The 14306-nt window shown below is 67.9% G+C and carries 15 protein-coding genes; 13 read left to right on the forward strand and 2 right to left on the reverse strand.

Annotated elements, in window-relative coordinates; all coding sequences use genetic code 11:
- Positions 1-520, forward strand: a 520-nt coding sequence (locus ACZY0Y_RS13385; RefSeq protein ID WP_463958450.1) for an HNH endonuclease signature motif containing protein, incomplete at its 5' end; no start/stop codon positions are given.
- 160 nt (positions 521-680) lie between these two features.
- Here ACZY0Y_RS13385 and ACZY0Y_RS13390 read toward each other — a convergent pair.
- Positions 681-1208 (reverse strand): hypothetical protein, encoded by a 528-nt coding sequence (locus ACZY0Y_RS13390; RefSeq protein ID WP_463958451.1) that lies wholly within the window; start codon positions 1206-1208, stop codon positions 681-683.
- A 22-nt stretch (positions 1209-1230) separates the two neighbouring features.
- Between ACZY0Y_RS13390 and ACZY0Y_RS13395 the strand changes: the two genes are divergently transcribed.
- Positions 1231-2169, forward strand: coding sequence for a sulfatase-like hydrolase/transferase (locus ACZY0Y_RS13395; protein ID WP_463958453.1), 939 nt, complete (start codon positions 1231-1233; stop codon positions 2167-2169).
- A complete protein-coding gene (locus ACZY0Y_RS13400) occupies positions 2166-2687 on the forward strand; it encodes an SUMF1/EgtB/PvdO family nonheme iron enzyme (RefSeq protein WP_463958455.1) in 522 nt (173 codons plus the stop codon). The genes ACZY0Y_RS13395 and ACZY0Y_RS13400 overlap by 4 nt, the downstream gene beginning before the upstream one ends.
- A gap of 6 nt (positions 2688-2693) precedes the next feature.
- On the opposite strand, the gene ACZY0Y_RS13405 is transcribed toward ACZY0Y_RS13400, so the two are convergent.
- Entirely contained in the window at positions 2694-3341 is a 648-nt protein-coding gene (locus tag ACZY0Y_RS13405; protein WP_463958457.1) for an acVLRF1 family peptidyl-tRNA hydrolase, read from the reverse strand.
- A gap of 60 nt (positions 3342-3401) precedes the next feature.
- Here ACZY0Y_RS13405 and ACZY0Y_RS13410 point away from each other — a divergent pair, with 60 nt between their 5' ends.
- The 10 genes from ACZY0Y_RS13410 (at position 3402) to aroC (ending at position 14295) form a co-directional block, all read left to right on the forward strand.
- Positions 3402-4856 carry a replication-associated recombination protein A gene (locus ACZY0Y_RS13410; protein WP_463958458.1) on the forward strand — a complete coding sequence of 485 codons (1455 nt, stop codon included), beginning with the start codon at positions 3402-3404 and terminating at the stop codon, positions 4854-4856.
- A 142-nt stretch (positions 4857-4998) separates the two neighbouring features.
- A complete protein-coding gene (locus tag ACZY0Y_RS13415) occupies positions 4999-5397 on the forward strand; it encodes a cupin domain-containing protein (protein WP_463884136.1) in 399 nt (132 codons plus the stop codon).
- 209 nt (positions 5398-5606) lie between these two features.
- On the forward strand, positions 5607-6233 hold the full coding sequence (rpsD, locus tag ACZY0Y_RS13420) for a 30S ribosomal protein S4 (RefSeq protein ID WP_024364981.1): 627 nt from the start codon (positions 5607-5609) through the stop codon (positions 6231-6233).
- A 145-nt stretch (positions 6234-6378) separates the two neighbouring features.
- The gene (locus ACZY0Y_RS13425) at positions 6379-6753 is read left to right on the forward strand and encodes a DUF948 domain-containing protein (RefSeq protein WP_160665666.1); all 375 of its coding nucleotides are present in this window, start codon (positions 6379-6381) and stop codon (positions 6751-6753) included.
- Between the two features lie 20 nt (positions 6754-6773).
- A complete protein-coding gene (locus ACZY0Y_RS13430) occupies positions 6774-7040 on the forward strand; it encodes a DUF6167 family protein (protein WP_463884134.1) in 267 nt (88 codons plus the stop codon).
- 166 nt (positions 7041-7206) lie between these two features.
- A complete protein-coding gene (gene alaS, locus ACZY0Y_RS13435) occupies positions 7207-9885 on the forward strand; it encodes an alanine--tRNA ligase (RefSeq protein ID WP_463958460.1) in 2679 nt (892 codons plus the stop codon).
- 10 nt (positions 9886-9895) lie between these two features.
- A complete protein-coding gene (gene ruvX, locus ACZY0Y_RS13440) occupies positions 9896-10510 on the forward strand; it encodes a Holliday junction resolvase RuvX (protein WP_463958462.1) in 615 nt (204 codons plus the stop codon).
- On the forward strand, positions 10491-12155 hold the full coding sequence (mltG, locus tag ACZY0Y_RS13445) for an endolytic transglycosylase MltG (protein ID WP_463958464.1): 1665 nt from the start codon (positions 10491-10493) through the stop codon (positions 12153-12155). The genes ruvX and mltG overlap by 20 nt, the downstream gene beginning before the upstream one ends.
- A complete protein-coding gene (locus ACZY0Y_RS13450) occupies positions 12152-13069 on the forward strand; it encodes a shikimate dehydrogenase (RefSeq protein WP_463958466.1) in 918 nt (305 codons plus the stop codon). The genes mltG and ACZY0Y_RS13450 overlap by 4 nt, the downstream gene beginning before the upstream one ends.
- Positions 13070-13095: 26 nt before the next feature.
- The gene (gene aroC / locus ACZY0Y_RS13455) at positions 13096-14295 is read left to right on the forward strand and encodes a chorismate synthase (protein WP_463958468.1); all 1200 of its coding nucleotides are present in this window, start codon (positions 13096-13098) and stop codon (positions 14293-14295) included.
- Positions 14296-14306: the final 11 nt, after the last annotated feature.

Raw genomic sequence — 14306 nt, forward strand, 5'->3', positions numbered from 1 at the left:
CCGGTCCAGCTACCGGGTGCCGAAGGCAGTGCGGCAGTGGCTGCGGCTCCGCGACGGGAAGTGCCCGTTCCCGGGCTGTAACAACCAGTCCCTGGACAACGACGCCGACCATATCCTGGCCTGGGCCGACGGTGGCACCACCGGGATCTCCAACCTCGGCCAGCCGTGCCGCAAACACCACGGCCTGAAACACTCCTCGGCCTGGACACCGGCCGGGGCCAGCAAAGACGCCCCGCCCGGCTGGACGTCACCGACCGGACGGCACTACGCCAGCGAGCAGCAGGACTGGGAACCACCCCACTGGCCGGACCGCCTCCAGGCAATGGTGACACTCCTTGCCGAGTGCGTACCCGAGGATCCCGGCCCGGATCCCGACCAGGAACTGCCCCCGGACCCTTTCCCGGACTGGCACCTGTTCACGGCCGGGCACCCATTCCCCGCCGCAGCCATGGACGATCCTGGCTGGACGGAGCCACTCGAGGACCCTTGGCTGGAAGACCTGCTGCTCCAACACGGCTGAGCGACTCGTTGGGAGCACTCCAGTGGGGCTGTCCGGAAGGAACGTGATCACCTCTCCGCCATGTTCGTCCAGGCTCAACCGTGTGACGACTGACCGCAAGCCACCCGCCGGCCGGGTCCGCCCTCCCATCAGGGGCAGGTTTCGGTGTACGGCCCTGCGGTCAGCTCGCGTCGACGCGCGGGGGAGGTGTTGGGTGTTCGTTGTCCTCGCCAAGGGACATGGCGGCCGCACCTGTGGTGGTTCCGCTCAGCGTGTCAATGTAATCCAGAGTTTTGGGACTGACGTGCCGCACAGCCGCCAGGGCGTCGCGGAGAACGCCTCTCTTGGGCTCCTCGCCAAGGGCGCCTCGGAGGTCCATTACCGTCTCGATGCCGAGACGTTCGAACACGCGCGTCAGGTCCTCTGCCTGGGCAAGACGGCCAGGCGAGGGCCAGCTGATAACTTCGGAGAGCTTCCCCGTCTCAAGGTGCCGGCGGAACCCGCTGGTGGTGGCGGCATCGGGCCATGCCTCAATCAGGGCCAGAACGCGGGGCAGGACGGTCTCGTGGTAGTTCTGCCGTCGCTGCAGCGTTGCATCGACAATGATGGCCCCGATGTGGTCCCAACCACGGGCGACTTCGGTCGGGGCGTCTGTGCCCTGTGAGTCGGTGAACTCCGCAGGGTTGGCATCATCATTGTTGATAGTCATAAGTGAATTCTTCCATGTGCCGGTGGGGTGTCTGGCTGCGCCGGTCGACGGCGGAGGGGAGCTCGGCAGCGCTGTAACCGGCGGGCCGTTCTTCGTGTGGATGAACACCACCCACATGCACTTCCGCACGCACCCTAAGCCTGAGAGCGTCGGGCAGGCCGGGCGGTGGCAATCCGAATACCACGACACGATGATCGACCACGACAAGCTCGTGGGCGGCCTCCTCGACCACCCCGACGAGCTGGGCATCGCCGACGACACGATCGTGGTCTACTCCACGGACAACGGCCCCCACATGAACACCTGGCCCGACGGCGGCATGACCCCGTTCCGCAGCGAGAAGAACACCAACTGGGAGGGCGCGTTCCGCGTCCCCGAGATGGTCCGCTGGCCCGGACACATCCCGGCGGGCGTGGTGTCGAACGAGATCATCCAGCACCATGACTGGCTGCCGACGTTCCTTGCCGCCGCGGGCGACACCAGCACGGTCGATGAGCTCAAGAAGGGCAAGTCCATCGGCGACCACTCCCACAAGGTGCACATCGTCGGCTACGACCTGTTGCCCTACCTCACGGGCGAGGTCACCGAAAGCCCGCGTAAAGGGCTTGGGTACTTCTCCGACGACGGCGACGTGCTCGCCATGAGGTACGACAACTGGAAGACGGTCTTCATGGAGCAGCGCGTGCAGGGCACGCTCCAGGTATGGTTCGAACCCTTCGTGCCGCTGCGGATCCCCAAGGTCTTCAACCTGCGCACCGACCCCTTCGACCGTGCCGGCGTCACCTCGAACACGTACTTCGACTGGCTCTTCGCGAACGCCTACCTCGTCTTCGCCGCCCAGGCGCTGATGTCGCAGTTCCTGGCCACGTTTGAGGAGTTCCCGCCGCGCCAGCGCGCTGCGAGTTTTAGCATCGACCAGGCCGTGGAGAAGCTGCAGGCATTCCTGGCAGGCGGCGATTGAACCAGGTTCCCGCCACGCCATCCGGGCCCGAGGGGTTCGTGCGCCTGGACGGCGGCGGGTTCACCATGGGCTCGGATGAGCACTACCCGGAGGAGGCGCCGGCGCACCGGGTGCGCGTCGGCGGCTTCTGGATCAGCCAGACGGCGGTCACCAACGGCGAGTACGCGCGTTTCGTCCGGGAAACCGGATACCGCACGGTCGCGGAGCGGCCGCTCGACCCGGCGATGTTCCCCGGTGCGCCGCCGGAAAACCTCGTCCCGGGCTCGATGGTCTTCACCGGAACGCCCGGTCCCGTCGACCTGAAACACCTCAGCCAGTGGTGGGCCTGGACGCCGGGCGCGAACTGGAGACGGCCGTTCGGGCGGGGCACATCCATTGCCGACCGCGCGGACCACCCGGTGGTCCACGTCGCGTACGAGGACGCGGAGGCCTACGCCACGTGGGCGGGATACCGGTTGCCGACCGAGGCCGAATGGGAGTTCGCCGCCCCGCTGACGGTCCCGTCGGCCGCACCGTAGTGACTTCTATCCCGGCGGGTCCGTGACCAGGATCCGCACCGCACACAGGTCCGCGGCGGCCTTCTTCAGGACCGCGGCGCGCGGATCCGGAACGTCCAGGAACGGCAGCCTCGGCCGCGCAGCGTACTGCTTGAGCGCCGGTTCGGCGAGAACCTGTTCGGCCAGCGTCCGGTCGCCGCCGGGCGCCAGGTACTCGATCCGGTGGTCCGCGAAGATCCGGGCGGCATGGTCCGCCACAGCCTCCACCAGGGCATCGGCCTGGTTCGCCCGGCGCCGGGCGAAGCGCTGCTGGGACCAGCCCCCGGCGGCGGTCCGGGACTGGACATGGCGTGTGCCGGTTTTCGCGGCGAGCACGGCACCGCCGCTGACCACCGCCACGGAGTAGCCGCCCCGGCGGAGAAGGACGGCGCCGATGCAGCGGGGCTGGGACGCCAGGGACGCGAGCCGGGAGACGGCGTCGCTGCCGCGCCCGGGGCGCCCGTCCGCCGGCCATGGTGGCTGAAGCAGCGCCACTGCCCCGTCCGCGGCACTCAGCTGCAGCCCGCCGTCGAGCTCCTCCTCGGCCAGGCCGCCGTGGCTTGCCGCGAAACGCTCCACCCAGCCCGGCAGACGGTCACCGGAGACGAAGGCCACGCGGGTTTCGGGGCTTGCCATGGCGCGGGTCTCCGTTGTGAGGGTGTCGGGGCGGGCGGGAACTAGAAGTAGCCTATCTATGTGGATGATCTCTTTGGCGCAGGACGGGACGGCGGCGCCGCTATCGAGGATGACGGCGACGCCGACGAATCCGGTGACGGCCAGTCCGCCCGCCGCACCGCCTCGCCGCGCAGCCCGCTGGCCGTCCGGATGCGGCCGCGGACGCTCGATGACGTGGTGGGCCAGCAGCACCTGCTGGGGCAGGGCTCGCCGCTGCGCCAGCTCGCCGCCGGCACGGACGCCACCGGCCCCGCAGGTCCCAGCTCGCTGATCCTCTGGGGGCCGCCCGGCACCGGAAAAACCACGCTCGCGCACGTCATCGCCAAGGGCCCCGGCCGGAAGTTCGTCGAGCTCTCCGCCATTACCGCCGGGGTTAAAGACGTCCGCCGCGTCATGGAGGAAGCCCTCACCGCCCGGGACCTCTTCAAGACCACCACGGTGCTGTTCCTGGACGAGATCCACCGCTTCAACAAAGCCCAGCAGGATGCCCTCTTGCCCGGCGTCGAGAACCGCTGGGTGGTCCTGGTCGCCGCGACGACCGAAAACCCCTCCTTCTCCGTGGTGTCCCCGCTGCTGTCGCGGTCCCTGCTGCTGACGCTCAAACCGCTCACCGACGCCGACGTCGAGGCACTGCTGCTGCGCGCCGCGGCGGACCACCGCGGGCTCGGCGGCAAGGTTGAACTCAGCGACGCGGCCCTGGGCCATCTGGTCCGTCTCTCCGGCGGGGACGCCCGCCGGGCGCTGACCGCGCTTGAGGCGGCGGCCGGCGTCGCGTTCGGGGACGCGGACGACACTGACGGAATCTCCGGGGCGGCCTCCGGGGCGGCCGGGGACGCTCCCGTGACGATCGAGCTCAAGCACACCGAACGGGCCCTCGACGTCGCCTCGGTTCGCTATGACCGCGCCGGCGACCAGCACTACGACGTCGCCAGCGCCTTTATCAAGTCCATCCGGGGTTCCGACGTCGACGCCGCCCTGCACTACCTCGCCCGGATGCTCGAGGCGGGGGAGGACCCGCGGTTCGTGGCCCGGCGCATCGTCATTTCCGCGGCCGAGGACGTTGGTATGGCCGACCCGACGGCGCTGCAGACCGCTGTCGCCGCCGCCCAGGCGGTGCAGCTGATCGGCATGCCCGAAGGCCGCATCATCCTGGCCGAGGCCGTAGTCCACCTCGCCACCGCCCCCAAATCCAACGCCGCGTATATGGGCATCAACCAGGCGATCGCGGATGTCCGCGCCGGCCTCGGCAACGGCATCCCTGCCCACCTGCGGGACGCCCACTACCCGGGATCCAAACAGCTGGGCCACGGGCAGGGCTACAAATACGCCCACGACGCGCCGCACTCGGTGGCCACCCAGCAGTACCCGCCGGATGACCTGGTCGGCCGCAACTACTACGAGCCGACCGCCAACGGCGCCGAGCGGGACATTTCCACCCGGCTGGAGCGGCTCCGCAGGATTATCCGGGGCACGTGACCGCGGGCCTGGAAATTGCCCGTTGACTTCCGGTGCATGAGGTCTAACGTGGATTTAAGTCGGACCTCAGGTCGGCGGCCGGCATCGCCGGACTCTCTCATCACGCCGGCACCATCACTGAAGTTCCCAGGTCGTGTGTCCCATGCCCGTAAATTACGTCACAGCCCTGGCGGTCAAGTCCTTTGATGTACCGGACAAGAAGCGGTGCCCGGACAATGCCGAATTCGACCTTGTCACCGTGAACGACTTCTCGGTGGCGCGGCTCATCCTCGGCCCGGGCTGGCGGTGGTCCGAATCCATCAGACCCTTAGAGGCGACCGGGGTGTGCCAGCACCACCACCTTGGGTTCTGCATCTCCGGGGTCATGGAAGTGGAATCCGCCGACGGGCTGCACTCCACGATCCAGGCCAACGACACCTATGCGATTCCGCCGGGCCACGATGAATGGGTGGTGGGATCCGATCCGTTCGTGGCCGTTGAGTTCCTGGGCGCGGCATCCCTGGGCCGGCGCTCCGGCAGGGGTGTGCACGCCAGGATCTGACAGGCCGACCTGACCGGGCGGCCGGTGCCGGCATGGTAAGGTTGTTCGTTGTCTGGCAAGGCACGGACGCACAATCCACCTGATTTCGGCATTTTATGCTGTGCAGAAGGGTTTGCCCTGTGCCCAGTAGCAAAAGGCAGCGGTTGGCCGATGCTCTCCATCGTGGAGGCCAGTAACACTGACACACCGCAGATATTGGAAGGACACAAGTGGCTAACAACACTCGTGCTCGCCGTACCGCACGCCTTTCGCGTGCACTCGGCATTGCTCTGACCCCCAAGGCCGCCAAGTACATGGAGCGCCGCCCGTACGGCCCCGGTGAGCATGGCCGTGCCCGCAAGAAGCAGGACTCCGACTACGCCGTACGTCTGCGCGAAAAGCAGCGTCTGCGCGCCCAGTACGGCATCCGCGAAGCCCAGATGACCCGTGCCTTCGAAGAAGCACGCCGCACCAAGGGCCTGACCGGTGAAAACCTGATCGAACTGCTCGAAATGCGTCTCGACGCCCTCGTGCTGCGTGCCGGCTTCGCCCGCACCATCGCCCAGGCCCGCCAGCTGGTTGTCCACCGCCACATCCTGGTCGACGGCATCCGCGTTGACCGCCCGTCTTTCCGCGTCTCTGAGGGCCAGCTGGTCCACGTTCACAGCCGCAGCGAGTCCATGCCTCCGTTCCAGGTTGCAGCAGCCGGCGCTCACCGCGACGTCCTGCCGATGGTTCCGGCATACCTGGACGTCAAGCTTGACGCCCTGCAGGCACGCCTGGTCCGTCGCCCGAAGCGCTCCGAGGTCCCCGTGACCTGCGAAGAGCAGCTCGTCGTGGAATTCTACGCACGCTAGATCCAGCGCGACACCTTACAAAGAAGCCCGTGGCAAGCGCCGCGGGCTTCTTTGTATGTAAGGTACTTGGGGGAGTTCTGCGGTTGCCGGCTGTGTCAGCCGGCGGCGCCCGCAGGGACACGACGCAACAAGGAGATGAACGACTATGACTGGTGGCGATATTGCCGGCCTGATCGCGGCCGGAGTGTTTGCACTGCTGGTCCTGCTGCTCGCCGTGCCGATCCTCAAGCTCGGGGGAGTGTTTGACGAAGTGCGGACCTCCATCCGTTCCATCAGCGACGGCGCCACTCCGCTCATGGACGAAGTCACGGCGACCGTTTCCACCACCAACGAGCAGCTCAAGAAGGTCGACGGGATCGCGAGCAACGTCTCCGACGCGTCCGCCAATATCTCGGCGCTGTCCTCGCTCGTGGCCGCCACTGTGGGTTCGCCGCTGATCAAGGTCGCCTCCTTCAGCTACGGCGTGCGCTCGGCCTTCACCGCCCGTAAAAAGCCCGCCACCGGCCGCCGCAGCCGCTAATTCCAGCTGGAGAACCTGACATGAACAGAATCATCTGGATGGGAATCGGCGTCGCCATCGGCGTCATCGCGTTCCGCAAGATCACCGAAGCGCAGTCCAACCTGGGCCCCGAGGGGCTCAACCGGGCGGTTGGCCGGCTCGCCGACGGCCTGTATGACTTCGCTGACGCCGTCCGCGAGGGCATGAACGAGCGCGAGACGGAACTCCGGGCCGCCCTTGGTATTGACGCGGGCCTTGAAATGGCCGTCAGCAAGGGTGCCGCCGGCAAGAATGCACTCCGGCGCTAGCCGGGAGAGAATGAGGAAGAAGGCGGCACCCGCACACAGGGCCGCCGGCACGGCCGAAGGCCGGGACCAGACCGTTCCGCGGACCACACGCGTGAACACGAACGCAGCGAACAAAAAACACAGTGAACATAAACACAGTGAATATTGAAGGGTACGTAATCAGCTCATGAAGTCGCAGGAGATCACCAAGCGCTGGATCGACTTTTTTGTCAGTAAGGGCCACACGGCGGTTCCCTCTGCCTCCCTGGTCTCCAGCGACCCCTCCCTGCTGTTCACAGTGGCCGGCATGGTCCCGTTCATCCCTTACCTGACCGCCCGGGAGGAAGCACCCTACAAGCGCGCCACCAGCGTGCAAAAGTGCATCCGGACCGGCGACATCGAGGAAGTCGGCAAGACCGCCCGCCACGGCACCTTCTTCCAGATGTGCGGCAACTTCTCCTTCGGCGACTACTTCAAGGAAGACGCCATTATGTTCGCCTGGGAGCTGCTCACCACGGGCGTTGACAACGGCGGGTACGGACTGCCGCCCGAGCGACTCTGGGTCACCGTCTACGAAGAGGACGACGAAGCCGAGCAGCTCTGGCTCAAGAACACTGGCATGCCCGCCGAGCGGATCCAGCGGATGGGCAAAGCGGACAACTACTGGTCCACCGGCCAGCCCGGTCCGGCCGGCCCCTGCTCCGAGATCTACTACGACCGCGGCCCGTCCTACGGCGTCGAGGGCGGCCCGATCGCGGACGAGAACCGCTATGTGGAAATCTGGAACCTCGTGTTCATGCAATACCAGATCGACAACGTGCGCTCCAAGGTGGACTTCGACATCACCGGCGAACTGCCCAGGAAGAACATCGACACCGGCCTCGGCATGGAGCGCCTGGCGATGATCCTGCAGGACGTCGAGAACATGTACGAGACGGACCAGGTCCGCCCCGTCATCGACAAGGCCGCGGCCCTCTCCGGCCGGGAGTACACCTCCGCCGAGTCCGCCGCCGACCCGCATCACACTGACGACGTCCGGATGCGCGTTGTCGCCGACCACATCCGTTCCTCCCTCATGCTGATCGCCGACGGCGTGACCCCCTCCAACGAAGGCCGCGGCTACGTGCTGCGCCGCCTGATCCGCCGCGCTGTGCGTTCCATGCGCCTGCTCGGCGTCGAAAAGGCTTGCCTGCCCGAACTGCTCCCCGCTTCACGCGACGCCATGAAGGGCGTCTACCCGATCGTGGAGACGGACTTCGACCGGATCAGCCGGATTGCCTACGCCGAGGAGAAGGCGTTCCTGCGCACCATCGCGTCCGGCACCGCGCGGCTCGAGGACGCCGTCCAGGAGTCCAAGGCTGCGGGACACCCGCTCTCCGGCGCCGATGCCTTCGCCCTGCACGACACCTACGGCTTCCCGATCGACCTCACGCTCGAAATGGCTGAAGAGGCCGGGCTCAAGGTCGATGAGCCGGAGTTCCGCAAGCTCATGCTCGAGCAGCGCCAGCGTGCGCAGGCCGACGCCAAGGGCAAAAAGGGCTCCCACGCCGACCTCAGTGCCTTCCAGGAGCTGCTGTCCGCCGGAGAGACTGTTTTCACCGGCTACACCGAGCTCGCCGGTGAGTCGAAGGTCCGCGGCATCCTCGCCGGGGGCCGCAAGGTCTCACAGGCGTCCACGGGCGAGGAAATCGAGCTGGTCCTCGCCGAGACCCCTTTCTACGCCGAAGCCGGCGGCCAGGCCGCCGACACCGGGCTGATCACCGGCGACGGGTTCGTCGTCGAGGTCCTCGACGTCCAGCGGCCCATCAAGGGCCTGAGTGTGCACAAGGCGATCGTCCGCGAGGGCGAAATCGGCGCCGACTCCCTCGTCCAGGCAGCCGTGGACCGCGAACGCCGGCACGCCGCCGAGCAGGCCCACACCGGCACGCACATCGTGCACGCCGCCCTGCACCAGATCCTGGGCCCGGAAGCCCTGCAGCGCGGCTCGTTCAACAAGGCCGGCTACCTGCGCTTCGACTTCGCCTGGGGTGAGGGGCTGAGCCCGGCCACACGCTCCGAAATCGAGGAAGTCTCCAACATCGCCATCCGCAACAACTACCGGGTGGAGACCAAAATCATGGGTCTTGCCGAGGCCAAGGCCCTCGGCGCCATGGCACTCTTCGGCGAGAACTACGGCAACGAAGTCCGGGTCGTGGAGATCGATGGCGCCTGGTCCCGTGAACTCTGCGGCGGCACCCATGTCGAGAACACGTCCCTGATCGGCAGCCTGTCCCTGCTCGGGGAGCAGTCGGTCGGCTCGGGAAACCGCCGCGTCGAGGCCTTCGTCGGCATGGACGCCTTCCGGCACCTCGCCGCCGAACGCGCCCTGGTGACCGAACTCACCGACATGCTCAAGGTTCCCTCCGGTCTGCTCGCGGACCGGATCGCCACCACGCTGACCAAGCTCAAGACGGCCGAGAAGGAACTCGAGCGCCTGCGCAAGGAGCAGCTCACGGCAGCCGCGGGGCAGCTGGTGGGGACCGCCAAGGACGCCGCCGGCATCAAGGTCATTGCCCACGACGCCGGCCAGGTCAGCGGCGCGGACGACCTCCGTGGCCTGGCCCTGGACCTGCGGACCCGCCTCGGCTCCGAGCCGGCCGCCGTCGCGGTCGCCGGGGTCAGCAACGACCGTCCGGTCATCCTGATCGCCACCAACGAAGCCGCCCGGACGGCCGGTGTCAAGGCGGGGGCCCTGGTGCGCCTCGCCGCCGGAATCCTCGGCGGCGGCGGTGGCGGCAAGGACGACGTGGCCCAGGGCGGCGGCACGGACGCCGCCAAGGTCGGCGCGGCACTCGCCGCCGTCGTGGACGCCATTACCCGGCGATAACGGACGACCCGTGAACGAAGCTGCTGTGCCCGGCGACTACCCCCTCGGCGTGAAGCTCGGGGTGGACGTCGGGACCGTCCGGGTCGGCGTGGCGGTCTGTGACCGCGACGGCATCCTGGCCACCCCGTTGCGCACCCTGGAGCGGAACGCGAAGAAGAACACCGACGTGCGGATCCTCGCGGCCCTGGCCATGGAACTCGGGGCGGTGGAGATCTTCGTCGGCCTGCCGCGGACGATGAAAGGCGAGGAACATGCCTCGGCGCGGATGGCCACGGACTACGCAAAGCTACTCGCGGGTAAACTGGGAGAGTGCGGTTCCGGGGTGCCGGTTCGGCTGGTCGATGAGCGTCTGAGCACGGTGTCGGCCCACCGGCACCTGCACGAAGCTGGCATGAGCAGCCGGAAGCACCGTAAGGTAGTTGATCAGGTTGCGGCCGCAGGTATCCTGCAGCATGCGATCGATATGCAAAAGGCCAGGGGAACGGAGGTCGGAAGCCGCGTATACGCGGAGTCTGCACCGGGGCCAACCGGGGATGGCGCACAGGCCGGCCCGGCACTAGACGAGCATTCTGCACCACGCATTCTGCCCAAAATGGAAGGCTACAGTGAGCCCGGTCAACAGTGACGACTCCTCCGGCGGCGCCGGCCGACCGCTGACGCGCAAGGAGCTCAGGGCCCAGGAGAAGGTCCAGGCGACCCAGGGACACGACGTTATCCCGGCGCAGGCTTTCGAGACCGGCGGGGACACCCCGGCCGCTGGGCCCCGCGCCCGGTATGATTCCGCCCCCGAAACTGATGCCCCCGTCTTGGCGGAACCCATCACGCCCGAGCCCGTCACGGCAGCCGACGCGCCGGAGCTGCCCGCGGCAGCCCCCACCGTGCACGAGGAGCCCGTGCGCGGGGCCGTGCACGAGGAGCCCGTGCACTACGAACCCGTCCACGAGTACGCGGGCGGTGTTGCCCACGCGGACGCCATCCGCCACGAAGCAGACGTTCCGCCCGGCTACGAACTCCACCATGACGCTGAGCCCCACGACGGCCACCCCGACGACGACCACTACGTGTACGACGGCGCGGACGGCCACGCTGCCGACTACCACGTTGCCGACGACAACCCTGCCGACGACAACCCTGCCGGTTACCAGCACGGGGAAGACGGCCGCGTGGTGCTGGCCGGAGGTGCCGCCATCCGTACGACCAAGGGCCCGTCCAAAAAGGTCCGCCGCCGGCGCCGCTTCCTGGCGCTGTTACTGACGCTGACGGTCTTCGTCGTGGCAGTCGCCGTCGGCGCGCAGTTCCTGAAGCCCCTGCTGGGCGGGGACACGGTGGCCGACTACCCCGGTCCCGGAACCGGCGAGATCGTCATCACGGTGCCGCCGGGCTCAGGGCCGAAGTCCGTAGCCACCCAGCTCCAGGAAAAGAAGGTCGTGGCGAACGCCGACACTTTCCTGAAGGAATTCGTGGCCTCCGGCGGGGCGCTGGCTCCCGGCGACTTCACCATGCGCACTGAAATGAAGAACTCCGACGCCGTGGCGATCCTGCTGAACAAGGACAAGGGCAAGGTCATGTACTTCGCCCTCAGCGCCGGGCTGCGAATCGGCGAATCGCTCCAGGCCATCTCTGAGGGCAGCGGTGTGCCCGTCGCCGAACTCAAGGCGCTCAATGAATCACCGGCCCAGTTCGGTGTGCCGGCCAAGGCCAAGAACCTCGAAGGCTTCCTCGCTCCCGGCGAGTACCGGTTCCCGCTCGGCACCCCGGCGAAGGACGTGCTGCAGAAGCTCGTGAACACCACCCTGGACGAGCTCAAGTCCCAGGGAGTGACGGATCCGGCCAAGCAGTACGACGTCGTCACCGTCGCCAGCATCGTCCAGGCCGAGGGCGGCCAGGCGGAATACGGCGATGTGGCCGGTGCGATCTACAACCGCCTCAAGCCCAACAACACCGAGACGAACGGGCTGATCCAGTCCGACGCCACGGTGACCTATGGGCTCGGCATCAAGAGCTTCCACATCGACGAGATCCAGAAAACCGACAAGTCCAACCCGTACAACACCTATGCGAACCAGGGGCTGCCGGTAGGGCCGATCGGTTCGCCGGGCAAGACGGCGATCGACGCGGCGGCCAAGCCCAAGGCCAACGAATACCTCTACTGGGTGACGATTAACCTGGACACCAAGGAAACCCTGTTCTCCAAGACGCTGGCGGAGCACAACACCTACGTGGCCAAGTACAACGCCTGGTGTGAGGCCAACCCCGGACGCTGCGTATGACGCCCAGGGCCGGCGTGCTCGGGCACCCGATCAGCCATTCGAAGTCTCCGGCGCTGCACCGGGCCGCCTACGCCCACCTTGGCGTGGAGCTGGACTACGCTGCGGTCGACGTGACCGAAGATGCGCTGCCGGACTTTATGGCCCGTGTCCGGGAGGACCTGCGGCAGGGGGAGAGCTGGCGCGGGTTGTCGGTGACCATGCCGCTGAAGTCCGCCATGGTCCGCGAAGTCGATGAGGTCCGCGGCGTGGCCCGCGAGCTCGGTGTCGTGAACACGGTCGCGTTCGAACGCCCGGGAGCCGGCGCCGGCCCCACCCGCCTGGTCGGCTACAACACCGACGTCGCCGGAATCGTCAACGCGCTCCGCCACGCGGGCGCCGCATCCGCGCCCACCGCCGTCGTCCTCGGCGGGGGCGGCACCTCGGCCGCTGCCATCGCCGCGCTGAAGGACCTGGGCGCGCCGGCCGCCGACATTTTCGTCCGCGATGTCACACGCGCCGCCCAGGCGCGAGCGGCCGCTGACGCTATCGGCCTTCCCGTCCGGGTCCTCCCCCTGGGCGGAGCGGCTGCCGCCGTCGGACGGGCCGACGTCGTGATCTCCACGCTGCCGCCCCGGGCCGCCGATCCACTGGCCGGGGAGCTGACGCAATTCTTTGCGCAGCGCGCAGGGGAGCCGTCCCGCGACGCCCCGGTTGCCCGGCCCGGCGTGCTGCTGGACGTTGCTTATGATCCCTGGCCCAGCCGGATCGCCGCCGCCTGGCAGGAAGCCGGCGGCACCGTGGTCCCCGGACTCGAGATGCTCATCTACCAGGCCGTGGAACAGGTCCGGCATTTCACGGGCCTGGGCGAGGCCGTGCCGGCCGAAGTCATAGATGTGATGTGTGACGCAGTCGGGGCGCCCCGACGGGTGTTCTAACCGCCTTACATGGCAGGATGGACTTTATGTTGCGTTGGTTGACTGCCGGAGAATCCCATGGGCCGGCCCTGGTCGGAATTATTGAAGGCGTGCCCGCCGGTGTGGAACTCACCAGCGCCCAGATCGCCGATTCGCTGGCCCGCCGCCGGCTCGGCTACGGCCGCGGCGCGCGGATGAAGTTTGAGCAGGACGTCGTCACGATCCTCGGCGGAGTCCGCCACGGCATCACCCAGGGTGGCCCTGTCGCCATCCAGGTCGGCAACACCGAGTGGCCCAAGTGGGAGCAGATCATGTCTGCCGACCCCGTGGACCCGGAAATCCTCGCCGACCAGGCCCGCAACGCCCCGCTGACCCGGCCCCGGCCCGGCCACGCGGACTTCACCGGCATGCAGAAATACGGCTTTGACGAGGCGCGTCCCGTGCTGGAGCGCGCCAGCGCCCGCGAAACGGCAACCCGCGTGGCCCTCGGCACCGTCGCCTCCGCATTCCTCAAGCAGCTCGGCATCGAACTGGTCTCCCACACGGTGTCGATCGCCAGCACCGCGGTCCCGGAAGGCCGGCCGCTGCCGGTCCCGGCCAACGTCCTGGCCCTCGACGCCGACCCGCTGCGCTGCTTCGACCGCGAAACCTCCGACGCCATGGTGGCCGAGGTCGACATCGCGCACAAGGAAGGCGAAACCCTGGGCGGCGTCGTCGAGGTCCTCGCCTACGGACTCCCGCCGGGACTCGGCAGCTACGTCCACTGGGACCGCCGCCTCGATTCACGGCTCGCGGCTGCCCTCATGGGCATCCAGGCCATCAAGGGCGTTGAGGTCGGCGACGGCTTCCTCACCGCGTCCCGCCGCGGCTCGGCCGCCCACGACGAGATCGTCAAGGACGCCGCCGGCAGGATCGTCCGCACCTCCAACCGCGCCGGCGGCATCGAAGGCGGCATGAGCATCGGCGACGTGCTGCGCGTCCGCGCCGCGATGAAGCCGATCGCCACGGTTCCCCGCGCCCTCAGGACCGTCGACGTCAGCACCGGCGAAGCCGCCAAGGCCCACCACCAGCGCTCCGACGTCTGTGCGGTCCCCGCGGCCGGCGTCGTCGCCGAGGCCATGGTGGCCCTCGTCCTGGCCGAGGCGGTAACGGAAAAGTTCGGCGGCGATTCCGTGCAGGAAACCGCCCGCAACATCAAGGGTTATCTGGACAACATTCCGGCGTCCCTGGACTCGATCGGCCAGTAGTGCCGGCCGAA

Source organism: Pseudarthrobacter kochi, assembly GCF_055412805.1.